Consider the following 12841-nt stretch of genomic DNA (forward strand, 5'->3'; position numbering starts at 1 on the left):
ATCTCGCCCTGGCCCTCGGACACGGTCACGTCCGGCGCGCCGGGCTCGATCTCGACCTCGGCCGGGCTTTCCTCGATGTCCACGCGGGGCGGCGTCTGATCGAGCAGCACGCGGCCCTGGATGGTGACCTCGTCCTGCAGGGTCAGCGTCGCCGACTCCGTCTCGGCCACGGTCGCGCTGGTCTCGGTCTGCGCCTGATCGGTCCCGGTCTGCTGCGGATCGGTCGCGTCCTGCGCCACGAACAGCCGCTCGTACTCGACGCGGCAGGCTTCCATGTCGCCGGCATCCACGATCTGCGTGATCTGCGCCTCATCGGCGCCTTCGGGCAGTTCCTCGGCAATCGCGGCCTGAAGGTCGGCGCAGGCCTCTTCGAGAGTCTGCGCGGAGGCAGCAAACGGAACGGTCAGCGCGGTGGTCAGTAGAAGGGTGGGAAGGGTATGTTTCATGCAAGATCTCCCTGTCATCGCTGGCCTGCCAACACGGTCGCCCAAGCTGCGGTTCCGGAATGCTTGAGTTTTTTTAACGGCTTGGCTTGACATGGGACCCGGTCCGCATCGCGTAGGCCCCTCACGTCTTTGTGCTTTTCGGTGAACCGGCCCGTCGGGAAGTTTCTGCAATTCCCGAAGCGGCTGGCTGGTCGGACGGGGACCGGAGGGTGTCAGCGGCTCGATGGGGCGCTGCTCCGGCGTTTTTTCCGTCAGCCTTCAACGAAGCCGGGCGACGATGGTCCTGCTTTCGCCCTTGAAGTCCCGCAAGGATGCGACCATCTAGGCGCATCCCGCCGCCCGCCTGCCGGGCGGCTGTTCATCTGGAGAGACCATGGCCAAGGAAGAAATGCTCGAATTCCCCGGCGTCGTGAAGGAACTCCTGCCGAACGCGACATTCCGGGTCGAACTCGAGAACGGCCATGAGATCATCGCGCATACGGCAGGAAAGATGCGCAAGAACCGCATCCGCGTCCTTGCCGGCGACAAGGTTCAGGTGGAAATGACGCCCTACGATCTGACCAAGGGCCGCATCAACTACCGCTTCAAGTAACGTGACCCGTCCGCGCCTGATCCTCGGGTCGGGCTCTCCCCGGCGGCTCGAACTCCTTGCTCAGCTTGGCCTCGTGCCCGACGCGGTGCGTCCGCCCGATGTGGACGAGACGCCGATCAAGGGTGAGCCGCCGCGTGTTTATTGCGAGCGGATCACCGCGTCGAAGCTCGCCGCGGTCGAGGCGGAAGCGGACGACGTGGTGCTTTGCGCCGATACCACGGTCGCGGTCGGACGGCGCATTCTGGGCAAGGCTCGCAACGCATCGGAGGCCGCGGATTTCCTCCGCCTCGTCTCCGGGCGGCGACACAAGGTCGTGACCGCGCTCGGCGTCCGTCGCGGCGCGCGGAGCTGGCATCGGACCTCGGTCACGAGCGTCAAGGTCAAGCGACTTTCGGATACCGAGATCGCGGGCTACCTTGCCAAGGGCGATTGGGAGGGCAAGGCCGGTTCCTATGCGATCCAGGGCCCGGCAGGCGCCTTCGTGAGCTGGATCGAGGGCAGCTATACCGGCGTCATGGGCCTCCCCGTGCACGAGACGGCGAACCTGTTGCAGGCGGCGGGACTGGAGATCTGGCGATGAAGGGTACGCAAGTCGTTCTGGGCCTGCATGACGGTCGGCCGGCGGCGGCACGTCTGGTGGACGGCCGGCTCGACGACCTCCTGATCGACGCGGACGACGACGTCCCGGTGCCCGGCACCGTGTTCCGTGCCGTTTGCGATCGTCCGGTGAAGGGGCAGGGCGGCATGTTCTTCCGACTGGGCGACGGGCTGATCGGGTGGCACCGCAACGCGAAGGGGCTTGCCCCGGCGCAGGTCCTTCTGGTGCAGGTCACCAGCCATGCCGAACCCGGCAAGGCCGTTCCCGTCAGCGACCGCGTCCTTTTCAAGTCGCGCTACTGCATCGTCACGCCGGACGCGCCCGGCCTGAACGTCGCGCGCTCCATCGATGACGATGCCACGCGTGTCCGCCTGCTCGAGATCGCCGATGGGGTCGTTCCCGAGCGCGGTCGCTGCGGCGTCATACTGCGTTCGTCCTGCGCGGAGGTTTCGGAGGCGGATCTGGCCGACGACCTGTCCGCGACATGGGCGTTGGCGGCGCAGGTCCTCGCCGACGAAGGGCGGGAGGCGGAGCGCCTTCTCGACGGCCCCGACGCGCAGGAGCTCGCCTGGCGGGACTGGGAGGGGACGCCGTCGGACGACTGGGACAGCGTCGCCGACCAGATCGACGCGCTGCGCTTCACCGCCGTGACGCTCGGCCCGGCGACGATTCATGTGGAGCCGACCCGCGCGCTCGTCGCGGTGGACGTGAACACGCCCGAAGGCGGGGCCGGGGGGCTTCGGGCGAACCTCGCCCTGGCGAAGGAGCTTCCGCGGCAGCTGCGGCTGCGCGGCCTTGGCGGTCAGATCGTGCTCGACCTCGCGCCGATGCCGAAGAAGGATCGTAAAGGCTTCGAGAGCGCGCTCCGGGCCGCGTTCCGGGCCGATCCCGTCGAGACCTCCCTCATCGGATGGACCCCGCTCGGTCATTTCGAGTTGACCCGCAGACGCGAACGCCGTCCGCTGACGGAGGTGCTGTGACCTGTCCCATCTGCGCCAAGCCGATCGACCCGGCCTATCGTCCGTTCTGCTCGCGCCGGTGCGCAGACGTGGATCTCGGCCGGTGGCTGAACGGCTCCTACGCGGTTCCCTCGACCGATCCCGAGGATGTGGAGGAAGCGATCGAGGAGGCGATCCTCGACGCCGAGCGGCGCGCGCGCCCGCATTGACCACGGCGCGCGATTTTCGTCTGGACACCCTTTCGGCCCTGTCCTAGACGATGCCCACCCTGCGACGGAGACCCCCGTCGCACCCGTGCCTGGGTAGCTCAGGGGTAGAGCAGTGGATTGAAAATCCTCGTGTCGGTGGTTCGATTCCGCCCCCGGGCACCATTTTACCGTATCATGGTCGCCAGACGGACCGATGTGGCCCGGACATAGGGCTTTCCAGGCCCGAGGTCGGTCAGAAGTTGCTACAGGTTTCGCTACCGCAATTGCCCGGTGAATCGGCGAAGGGTTCGATGAGAAGGGCAATAGGGGCGGTCGCCGTCTCAGGATTTGTCCTCGGTGCCCTCGCGGTCGCCGCGATCGAACTGCGCCTGACCTAGGGATAAGCGAGACGGATGCGTCATCGACGACGATACAATATGGCTCGATGGCATGAATACCGGATGCTCGGCTATTACTCGGCTGAGCCGATGACCGGTATCTGTGGCGGCAATCAGAGAAGTATCCTGCAGCCAGAGCCTCGGTACGCTTGATCGAGTTGCTTGATATACAGGGTTTGAAACGGACCCTGAACGGCGAGACTGGTGGGCGATGTGGAGACCGCGCGCGGTTTGAGGTCGACGGTCAAGAGGCCAGAGAGATCTGGTCGAGGAACATGTGGCGCATTGGTGGCCGGACGGCAACGAATGGCGGCGTGATTAACCGGAGACCTACGGTGCCGCGCCTCTCGTGGTCTCAAGGCCGACGAGCGCGAAGATCGAGGCGACCGTCCATACCCTGTCAGGTTGTCCTGCCAGATGTAGCGGACCCCATCGATGCGTGACGCGGGAACGAACCGGGATCGCTCGATGAACAGGCCCTCCATCGAGGCCGATCGGCACGCGACCGGTCAGCGTCGCTCGAATGCAGCGATGGACTTATCCAGGGCATGTTCGGCCCCAGTTCGTCGGGGTAGGCGAGCGACTGAAGGGATGGGACCGGGTTTGTCATGTCGCATGCATCAGTCTGCGAATGTCAAAACGAGACGAGAACCCTCGTCGAATGATCTGCGATGCCTGCGATGCGTGGAGCACCATCCAAGTGGAAATGCCCACCGTCTCAGGTCCGTCAAAGCGCACATTCGACAGGGCAAAGGGGCGGCGCGACGCCACGCATTCGGGTCTTGCGACGATAACCCCCGAAGGACTTCTGGTCATGGACGCCGTCCGGGCGGTCAGGCCGCGCCGGAGCAGGTGACCGTTCGCGTGCGAATGTGATCGAGGAAGTTCCATAGCTCCTGCGTACGCCGAATCGGATCGGTGCCGTCCGTGGCGGTGCCGACGGCGTGAGCGCGACCAGTTCTCGCGGCTCAATAGGCCGAGCGCGTGTCGAGAAGGCTGAGCGGCGTCCGCAGGAGGATCTGGATGTCGAGCCAGAGCGACCAGTTCTCGATGTAGTAGAGGTCGTGCTCAAAGCGGGCGGCGAGCTTCGTGGGATCGTCGATCTCGCCTCGCCAGCCATGGATCTGCGCCCAGCCGGTGATGCCGGGGGGCAGGCGGTGGCGCGCGGAATAGCCCTCGACCATGCGGCTGAAGCGGCGCTGGTCGCTCCCCATCGCGTCGACCGCGTGCGGCCGTGGTCCGACAAGCGACAGATCGCCGCGAAGCACGTTGAGAAGCTGCGGCAGCTCGTCGATTGAGCTGCGCCGCAGGATGCGGCCCACGCGGGTGACGCGGGGATCGTCGCGGCGGACGACCTTCTTCGCCTCGGGGTCGGCCATCTCGTGATACATCGAGCGGAACTTCAGCACCTCGATGATGCGGTCGTTGTAGCCGTGGCGGCGCTGCCGGAACAGGATCGGGCCCCGGCTCTCCAGCCGGATCGCGATGGCGGCGACGAGCATGACGGGCGACAGCAGCACGAGCGCCGTGGAGGCGACGACAACGTCGAAGGCGCGCTTGGTCAGCCGGCGTTCGGGCGCGAAGCTGCGGCGCATGGCGGAAATCAGCGGGTCACGGTCCGGCTGGGCGAAGATGTAGTCGCGGCTGAAGGCCGACAGACGTATCTCGACGGGCAGAACGCGGAACGCCTCCAGCAGCCATTCGATTCGCGCCTTCGCCTCGAGCGGCAGCGCGACGATGACCATGTCGATCTCGGAGGCGCGGGCAAAGGCGATCAGATCGTCGTAGCCGCCGATTTTCGGAACGCCGAGGATCTGCAAGGGCGAGCGGATATCGTCGCGATCGTCGAAGATGCCGTAAAGGCGGATGTCGCTGTTTTCCCGCGCGGCGAGCCCCCGGATCAGGCGGACCGCATGTTCGCCTCCACCGGCGATCACCGCCCGCCGGTCGAGCAGGTGGTGGTCGAGCAGCCAGCGGCAGCCGATGGCGGCCCCGATCCGCGTCGGGACGATGACCGTCAGCAAGGCGAGGACGGCCGTCGCGAAGACCGGCGGCGCGGCCTCGGAAACCGCGAGGAGCGACAGGATCGCCGCCGGCAGCGTCAGCGAAGCGAGCGCCCGGGCGATGGCGGGAAGGGGGTGGCGCAGGATGCGCGGGTCGTAGCCGCCCGTGACGGCGAGGAACACCGAGCCGCCGAGCGCGACCGCAATCGCGAGCAGCATCGCGTGGATCGCCCCGAAGCCCTCGGTCGGCATGGCGCCGTATTGCGCGAACCAGAGCGCGACGGAAAGAATGGGCACGTCGAGGCAGATCGCAATGCAGGCGACCCAGACCGGCGCCAGAGCGGACCGGCGCAGGCCCTGCGCCACCATGGTGGCGGCCTCGCTCAGTTCCCCGGCCGGGCGGATGTCGGACAGCTGGTTCACCGGGGCGCAACTCCTGCTGCCGTATTCGGTCGGAGGTGTCGCACTCCGGCCTTAACATCGCGCTAATGTTCCCGCGGGGCGCAGCGCGGCATCGCGCGCGACGACATCGAGGATCGCTTCCACGCCCTCGCCACGGGGTAGGGTCGTTTAGACGGGTCTTGGCCCCGTTATCCGGTCGGCCGTCGGGATCTGCATTCGTATCGGCGCCTTGGTATCCTCCCGCGTGTCGATGTCGTTCGCGATGACGGCGATGGAGGGGAGGAACGCGTTGGCTTGGATGCCCCCAGCCAAGCTTCGCGCGTCGTGCGGGCCATGTCGAAGCGGAGGCGCGCAGGGGTGGCCCCCCGTGAATTGGATCGTGGATGGTGACGTGCCCGGTACCGCCGGGGGAGGCGGTTTTGAGCCAAACTTCGCGGATCACGTAGCCGTCTTTCGCGAGGTGCCGGACCGTGAGGAGGTCGGACGCGAGCGACGCGGTGTCGCCCTCGAGATCGAGTGGCGCGTTGTCCCGCGAGATTTCGCTGCGGTCGCGGTAGACGTCGTGTTGGACGACCCCCCTACCACCGCATGGCCGAGGATGGCGGACGCGACAGGAAGGAAGCGCGCGATGGTGGCGAGTTCGACACGCAGGCTTCGGCAGAGGACCGCGCGATCTTAGAAGATCAGCTTCCGCGGCGGCCACGGGAGCGTCTCGCCATCCGCGACGTCCGGGCGGCTCCCGATGCGGGCGGGCCGGTATGTCGCACTCGGCGGGGGCCGAAACCGCCTGCGCGGATCGCCGCATGCATGGCGCGGGGGGAACACCATGCCCATATCGGTGCCGAGCCGCTGGCGGTTCGTGCCCCGGTTCGGATACCATGCCCGGTGTCCGCGTTCGCCCGCGGACGTCTTCGAGAACCCGCCCGCCGGCGGGAGCTGAGGAAACGCAATGCTCGGATCGTTCGACGCGGTGCTTCTGGCTCGCATCCAGTTCGCCTTCACCGTCTCCTTCCACTTCCTGTTCCCGGCCTTCACGATCGGGCTGGCGAGCTACCTCGCCGTGCTGAACGCGCTGTGGCTGAAGACGCGCAAGCACCATTATCTCGACCTGTTCCGTTACTGGGTGAAGATCTTCGCGCTGGCCTTCGCCATGGGCGTCGTCTCGGGCATCGTGATGTCCTACCAGTTCGGCACGAACTGGTCAGTCTTCTCGGACCGCGCGGGGCCCACGATCGGCGCCCCGATGGCATACGAGGTGTTGTCGGCCTTCTTTCTGGAGGCAGGCTTCCTCGGAATCATGTTGTTCGGGCGCGAGAAGGTCGGCGAGGGGCTGCACATGGCGGCCTGCGCGGCCGTCGCGTTCGGGACCTTCTTCTCCGCTTTCTGGATCCTGTCGGTGAACAGCTGGATGCATACGCCGGCGGGTTTCGAGATCGACGCCGGGACCGGACAATTCCTGCCGACGGACTTCTGGCAGGTCGTCTTCAACCCGTCCTTCCCCTATCGTCTGGCTCACACCGTGACGGCGGCCTATCTGACCACCGCCTTCATCGTCGGCGGCGTGGCGGCCTTCCACCTTCTCCGCCGCCGGCGCCGGGGGCAGAGGGCCTCGACCGCGACGCGCACGATGTTCTCCATGGCGATGTGGATGGCCACGCTGGTCGCGCCGGTGCAGATTTTCCTCGGCGACGCGCACGGACTCAACACGCTTGAGCATCAGCCCCAGAAGGTCATGGCGATGGAGGGGCATTACGGGAGCCATCCGGACGGCGCGCCACTCTACCTTTTCGGCATCCCCAACGACGCGGAACAGCGCCTCGACTACGCGGTGGGCATCCCCAAGCTCTCCTCGCTGATCCTGAAGCACCATCTCGACGCGCCGCTGGCCGGGCTCGACACGATCCCCGACGAGGATCAGCCGCCGGTCGCCATCGTGTTCTGGTCGTTCCGCATCATGGTGGCGATCGGGTTCGCGATGCTGGGCATCGGACTCTGGTCGCTGTGGGCGCGGTGGCGCGGGCGGCTTTTCGAGGCGCCCTGGCTGCACCGCGCGGCGCTCGCGATGGCGCCCTCGGGCCTGATCGCGGTGCTTGCCGGATGGATCACGACCGAGGTCGGCCGCCAGCCCTTCACCGTCTACGGACACCTGCGCACGGTCGACAGCGTGGCGCCGCTCGCCGCGCCGGCCGTGGGCGCCTCGCTGGTAGCGTTCATCGTGATCTATTTCGCGGTGTTCGGGGCGGGGACATTCTATATCCTGCGCCTCATGTCGCGGCCGCCGGTCTTCGACGAGCCCACGCTGGGCGAAAGCAGCAAGGGTCCGGTCCGGACCGCGGGCCTGACGCCCGCGCCGGAGGAGGCCGCCCGCCGGCCGCGGGCCGCGCAACCGGGAGAGTAAGCCCATGCCCCTCGTTGACGGATTCTCCTTCGACTTGACCGTGATCTGGGCGGGGATCATCGCCTTCGCGGTGCTGGTCTACGTCGTGCTCGACGGGTTCGACCTCGGGCTCGGCATGCTGTTCGCGACGGAGCGGCACCGGCACGACCGCGACGTGATGATGAACACGGTCGCGCCGGTCTGGGACGGCAACGAGACCTGGCTCATCCTCGGCGGGGGCGGGCTCTTCGCGGCGTTTCCGCTGGCTTATTCGCTGATCCTGCCGGCGCTCTACGCGCCCGTCATCGCGATGCTGCTCGCGCTGATCTTTCGCGGCGTCGCCTTCGAGTTCCGCTGGCGCACCGAGCGGTGGCGGGGTGTCTGGGACCTTGCCTTCATCGGCGGCTCGGCCCTGGCCGCGCTGGCGCAGGGGATCACGCTCGGCGGCCTCCTGCAGGGGATCGAGATCGACAAGGCCGGACGCATCTACGACGGCGGCTGGTGGGACTGGCTGACGCCGTTCTCGCTCACCGTCGGGGTCGCGGTGATGGTGGGCTACATGCTTCTCGGCGCGACGTGGCTGGTGATGAAGACGACGGGCGAGCTGCAGGAGCGGATGCGCCGCCGGGCCTGGCCGCTGGGCGTCGGAACGATCGGGTTTATCGGGATCGTCAGCCTGTGGACGCCGTTCCTGCAGGAGGGCTACTACAATCGCTGGTTCGCGGATTGGCGCGTCGCGCTGGCGGGTCTGGTCGCGCTGGCGGTGCTCGCCATCGCGGCGCTGATGTTCAAGTCGCTCACCGTGCACAACCACGAATACCGGCCGTTCATCCTGTCGCTCCTGCTCTTCGCGCTCTGTTTCGGCGGGCTCGGCGTGTCGATGTTCCCCTATATCGTGCCCACCGAGGTCACGATCTGGGAGGCGGCCGCCCCCCGGGCGAGTCAGGTCTTCCTGCTGGTCGGCGCGGCGATCCTGCTGCCCGTCATCCTGGCTTACACGGCCTATGCCTATTGGGTGTTCCGCGGAAAGATCGACCCGGATACGGGGTACCACTGATGTCCCCGCGGCTTCGCAAGGTAATGTGGTTCGTCGCGATCTGGGCGGCCTCCGTGCTCCTCCTGGGCTTCGTGGCCGGGATGATCCGGCTGGCCATCGCGTAGGCGATCCGGCGGCCCCGCCTGCCGCGTTGTCGGGATGGCGGCCGCGCGCGCTCGCGGTTGCTGCGGAGGAGGTCCGTGCCCTGGCGCGGCGTCGCGCGGGCCGCACCTTGCATCGCGGCGCCGCCCGGCCTATCTCGCGCATGGTTCGCACAAGGAAGCGGTGACGATGGCCACGACCAACCCCGTCCAGTTCATTCAGCAGACCCGGGCCGAGATCGCCAAGATCGCCTGGCCCACCCGGCGTGAGGTGGTCCTGACGACAGTCATGGTGTTTCTGCTCGCCATGCTGGCGGCGACGTTCTTCTTTCTCGTCGATCTCGTCATCCGGACCGGGCTCACGACCCTTCTCGAATCGTTCTGACCGGTCGGGGCAAGGGCCTTCGGGCCCGTCCCGTGGCCATCGGCCTTGAAACCCCGTCATACGGACGTTAGACGGCCGCGAACCCGAGAGTGACGGCGCGCATCGATTCGCGATGGGCGCTGTTTCATGTTTTGGACGGCTCCGCCCCGAACGGGCGGGCGGCCCCAGCGGAGAGGCGCGAGCGAGAAATGGCGAAGCGGTGGTATTCGGTCAGCGTGCTGTCCAACTTCGAGAAGCGCGTCGCCGAGCAGATCCGGCAGGCGATCGCGGAACAATCCCTCGAGGATCAGATCGAGGAAGTGCTGGTGCCGACCGAGGAGGTCATCGAGGTGCGCCGCGGCAAGAAGGTCACCTCCGAGCGGCGCTTCATGCCAGGCTACGTGCTTGTGCGGATGGAGATGTCCGACGAGGGCTACCATCTGGTCAACTCGATCAACCGCGTCACCGGCTTTCTGGGGCCGCAGGGCCGGCCGATGCCGATGCGCGACGCCGAGGTGAACCAGATCCTCAACCGCGTCCAGGAGGGCGAGGAGGCACCGCGCAGCCTCATCACCTTCGACGTCGGCGAGGACGTCAACGTGGTGGACGGCCCGTTCGAGGGCTTCTCGGGCGAGGTCGAGGAGGTCGACGAAGAGGCGCAGAGCCTCAAGGTCTCCGTGTCCATCTTCGGCCGCGCGACGCCGGTCGAACTGAAATTCACGCAGGTCTCCAAGGCTTCGTGATCGGACGTGGAAGGCGAGGGCGCGCCCGAGGGCGGTCCGGACCGAACCACGGCAAGTCGCCCCGGACGGGGCAAATGTAGGGGGGACGTCGTTCCCCGCCGAATAGGAGAAAGCCAGTGGCGAAGAAACTCGTCGGCAAGATGAAGCTGCAGATCAAGGCCGGGCAGGCCAATCCCAGCCCGCCCGTCGGCCCCGCGCTCGGTCAGCGCGGGATCAACATCATGGAGTTCTGCAAGGCCTTCAACGCCAAGACGCAGGACATGGAGCCGGGCGCGCCGTGCCCGACCGTGATCACCTATTATCAGGACAAGTCCTTCACGATGGACATCAAGACGCCCCCGGCGTCGTATTTCCTCAAGAAGGCCGCCGGACTGAAACCCGTGGGCAAGCGCAACCGCCCCAAGGGCGCGGTGCAGCCGGGTCGCGAGACGGCCGGGACCGTGAGCGTCGCGCAGGTGCGCGAGATCGCGGAAACGAAGATGAAGGACTTGTCGGCCACCGACATCGAGGCCGCGATGAAGATCGTTCTGGGCTCGGCGAAGTCCATGGGTATCGAGGTACGGTAATGGCCAAGCTTGGAAAACGCGCAAAGGCAGCCCGCGAGGCGTTCGCGGGCAAGGAGAACATCTCCGTGCAGGAGGCGATCGAACTGATCAAGGCGAACGCCAAGACCAAGTTCGACCAGACGGTCGAGATCGCGATGAATCTCGGCGTCGATCCGCGCCACGCCGACCAGATGGTTCGTGGTGTCGTCTCGCTGCCGAACGGCACCGGCAAGGACGTCCGCGTCGCCGTCTTCGCCCGCGGTCCGAAGGCCGAGGAAGCCCTCGCCGCCGGGGCCGACATCGTGGGCGCCGAGGACCTGATGGAGACGGTTCAGTCGGGCAAGATCGAGTTCGACCGCTGCATCGCGACGCCCGACATGATGCCGATCGTCGGCCGTCTGGGCAAGGTCCTGGGTCCGCGCAACCTGATGCCGAACCCGAAGGTCGGCACGGTGACGATGGACGTGGCGCAGGCCGTGAAGGACGCCAAGGGCGGCCAGGTCCAGTTCAAGGCCGAGAAGGCGGGCGTCGTCCATGCCGGCGTTGGCAAGGCGAGCTTCGACGCGGCCAAGCTGCGTGAGAACGTGCTGGCCTTCGTCGACGCGGTCACCAAGGCGAAGCCGTCGGGTGCCAAGGGGAACTACCTCAAGAGCATCTCGCTCAGCTCCAGCATGGGGCCCGGCGTCAAGGTCAACGTCGAAAGCGCGACCGGCAACGAGTGAGCGTACACGCTCCGGCGGACGGGCCTCGCGATCGCGGGGCCCGTTCGCGTTTCGGGCTCCGGCCCCTCACGAGTTTGTTCCGCGCGGGGCTTCACATTCCGAGCGGCAGGGACTAGGGACCGGCTCGACGCATCTCCGGACGCCCGTCCGGTGATTCGTCGTTTCGTCCGAGACGGCGGGTTGGCCCGAGGCCGCTAAATCCTGCCCGAGACGGGAAATGATCAGCTTCCGTTGGGCTCTCCGGGGCTCGGGTGGGGTTGCGAAGGACCCGTAAGGACTTGGATCGCCGGGCATCCGCCCGGTCGACGAGAGCCGGAGGGGGTCCCCCTCCACACTTGGAGTGAAACTGTGGATAGAGCCCAGAAAGAGAAAGTGGTCGAGGAACTCGGCCAGATCTTCGAAAGCTCTGGCGTCGTGGTGGTCAGCCGCTACGAAGGCATGACAGTTGCCGAAATGCAGGACCTGCGCGCGCGTATGCGCGAAGCGGGCGGGTCCGTCCGCGTTGCCAAGAACAAGCTCGCCAGGATTGCCCTCGAGGGGAAGGCTGCCAGCAGCATTTCCACGCTTCTCCAGGGCATGACCGTACTCGCCTATTCCGAGGACCCCGTCGCTGCGGCGAAGGTCATCGACGCGTATGCCAGGGACAACTCCAAGCTGGAGATTCTCGGCGGCGCGATGGGCGATACGGCGCTGGACACCGCCGGTGTCGCAGCGGTCGCGAAGATGCCCAGCCGCGAGGAGCTCATCGCTTCCATCGCGGGCTGCATCGGCGCGCCTGCTTCGAACATCGCGGGGGCCATCGGCGCGCCTGCTTCCAACATCGCGAGCATTCTCTCGACCATCGAAGAGAAGGCTGCCTGAGGCAATCATCGTCATCCTTCGTCGCGGCCTTGAACGGCCCGGCTCCGGAACACATCTTAACGAAACGGAAACAGTAAAATGGCTGATCTGAAGAAACTCGCCGAAGAGATCGTTGGTCTGACGCTTCTCGAGGCCCAGGAACTGAAAACCATCCTCAAGGACGAGTACGGCATCGAGCCCGCCGCTGGCGGCGCGGTCATGATGGCCGGTCCGGCCGACGCGGGCGGCGCCGCCGCCGCCGAGGAGCAGACCGAGTTCGACGTCATCCTGAAGTCGGCCGGCGCCTCCAAGATCAACGTGATCAAGGAAGTCCGCGGCATCACCGGGCTCGGCCTGAAGGAAGCCAAGGACCTCGTCGAGGCCGGCGGCAAGCCCGTCAAGGAGCAGGTCTCCAAGGACGAGGCCGAAGAGATCAAGTCGAAGCTCGAAGCGGCCGGCGCCGAAGTCGAGCTTAAGTGATCGCCCCGCTTCGGCGGCCGATCTGAACGCTGGGTGGCACCGGAGAA

General features: G+C 66.7%; 15 protein-coding genes and 1 tRNA gene. 14 read left to right on the top strand and 2 right to left on the bottom strand.

The features are described 5' to 3' along the window. On the bottom strand, window positions 1-446 hold a 446-nt coding region (locus tag Q1B08_RS18230), incomplete at its 3' end, for a hypothetical protein (RefSeq protein WP_299822015.1). A 373-nt stretch (window positions 447-819) separates the two neighbouring features. On the opposite strand from Q1B08_RS18230, the gene infA reads away from it, so the two are divergent. The 5 genes from infA to Q1B08_RS18255 all read left to right on the top strand — a co-directional run bounded on the left by infA (window position 820) and on the right by Q1B08_RS18255 (window position 2966). Further along, the gene (gene infA, locus Q1B08_RS18235; RefSeq protein ID WP_011455993.1) at window positions 820-1038 is read left to right on the top strand and encodes a translation initiation factor IF-1; all 219 of its coding nucleotides are present in this window, start codon (window positions 820-822) and stop codon (window positions 1036-1038) included. Between the two features lies 1 nt (window position 1039). Continuing rightward, window positions 1040-1618: a Maf family protein gene (locus Q1B08_RS18240; RefSeq protein WP_299822017.1), complete on the top strand. Its 579-nt coding sequence runs from the start codon at window positions 1040-1042 to the stop codon at window positions 1616-1618. Then, the gene (locus Q1B08_RS18245) at window positions 1615-2616 is read left to right on the top strand and encodes a ribonuclease E/G (RefSeq protein ID WP_299822019.1); all 1002 of its coding nucleotides are present in this window, start codon (window positions 1615-1617) and stop codon (window positions 2614-2616) included. The genes Q1B08_RS18240 and Q1B08_RS18245 overlap by 4 nt, the downstream gene beginning before the upstream one ends. Next, window positions 2613-2804: a DNA gyrase inhibitor YacG gene (yacG, locus tag Q1B08_RS18250; protein ID WP_299822021.1), complete on the top strand. Its 192-nt coding sequence runs from the start codon at window positions 2613-2615 to the stop codon at window positions 2802-2804. The genes Q1B08_RS18245 and yacG overlap by 4 nt, the downstream gene beginning before the upstream one ends. An 87-nt stretch (window positions 2805-2891) precedes the next feature. Beyond that, window positions 2892-2966 (top strand) — tRNA-Phe (locus Q1B08_RS18255). 1183 nt (window positions 2967-4149) lie between these two features. On the opposite strand, the gene Q1B08_RS18260 is transcribed toward Q1B08_RS18255, so the two are convergent. Continuing rightward, on the bottom strand, window positions 4150-5607 hold the full coding sequence (locus Q1B08_RS18260) for an exopolysaccharide biosynthesis polyprenyl glycosylphosphotransferase (RefSeq protein WP_299822023.1): 1458 nt from the start codon (window positions 5605-5607) through the stop codon (window positions 4150-4152). Window positions 5608-6535: 928 nt separating this feature from the next. Between Q1B08_RS18260 and Q1B08_RS18265 the strand changes: the two genes are divergently transcribed. The 9 genes from Q1B08_RS18265 (at window position 6536) to rplL (ending at window position 12794) form a co-directional block, all read left to right on the top strand. Next, a complete protein-coding gene (locus tag Q1B08_RS18265) occupies window positions 6536-7984 on the top strand; it encodes a cytochrome ubiquinol oxidase subunit I (RefSeq protein WP_299822025.1) in 1449 nt (482 codons plus the stop codon). A 4-nt stretch (window positions 7985-7988) separates the two neighbouring features. Next, the gene (gene cydB, locus Q1B08_RS18270; RefSeq protein ID WP_299822027.1) at window positions 7989-9020 is read left to right on the top strand and encodes a cytochrome d ubiquinol oxidase subunit II; all 1032 of its coding nucleotides are present in this window, start codon (window positions 7989-7991) and stop codon (window positions 9018-9020) included. Then, complete coding sequence (locus Q1B08_RS18275) at window positions 9020-9124, top strand: DUF2474 family protein (RefSeq protein WP_299822029.1); 105 nt, start codon at window positions 9020-9022, stop codon at window positions 9122-9124. Before cydB ends, Q1B08_RS18275 begins: the two co-directional genes overlap by 1 nt. A 166-nt stretch (window positions 9125-9290) precedes the next feature. Then, window positions 9291-9485, top strand: a complete 195-nt coding sequence (secE, locus tag Q1B08_RS18280; protein ID WP_299822031.1) for a preprotein translocase subunit SecE — start codon at window positions 9291-9293, stop codon at window positions 9483-9485. A gap of 188 nt (window positions 9486-9673) precedes the next feature. Then, complete coding sequence (gene nusG, locus Q1B08_RS18285; RefSeq protein WP_299822033.1) at window positions 9674-10207, top strand: transcription termination/antitermination protein NusG; 534 nt, start codon at window positions 9674-9676, stop codon at window positions 10205-10207. 116 nt (window positions 10208-10323) lie between these two features. Then, complete coding sequence (gene rplK / locus Q1B08_RS18290; protein ID WP_299655802.1) at window positions 10324-10773, top strand: 50S ribosomal protein L11; 450 nt, start codon at window positions 10324-10326, stop codon at window positions 10771-10773. Further along, window positions 10773-11474, top strand: a complete 702-nt coding sequence (gene rplA, locus Q1B08_RS18295) for a 50S ribosomal protein L1 (RefSeq protein ID WP_299822035.1) — start codon at window positions 10773-10775, stop codon at window positions 11472-11474. The genes rplK and rplA overlap by 1 nt, the downstream gene beginning before the upstream one ends. Window positions 11475-11822: 348 nt before the next feature. After that, the gene (gene rplJ / locus Q1B08_RS18300) at window positions 11823-12335 is read left to right on the top strand and encodes a 50S ribosomal protein L10 (RefSeq protein ID WP_299822037.1); all 513 of its coding nucleotides are present in this window, start codon (window positions 11823-11825) and stop codon (window positions 12333-12335) included. Window positions 12336-12413: 78 nt separating this feature from the next. Continuing rightward, window positions 12414-12794, top strand: a complete 381-nt coding sequence (gene rplL, locus Q1B08_RS18305; protein WP_299822039.1) for a 50S ribosomal protein L7/L12 — start codon at window positions 12414-12416, stop codon at window positions 12792-12794. Window positions 12795-12841: the final 47 nt, after the last annotated feature.

Source organism: uncultured Jannaschia sp. (genome assembly GCF_947494025.1).
Taxonomy (GTDB): Bacteria; Pseudomonadota; Alphaproteobacteria; order Rhodobacterales; family Rhodobacteraceae; genus Jannaschia.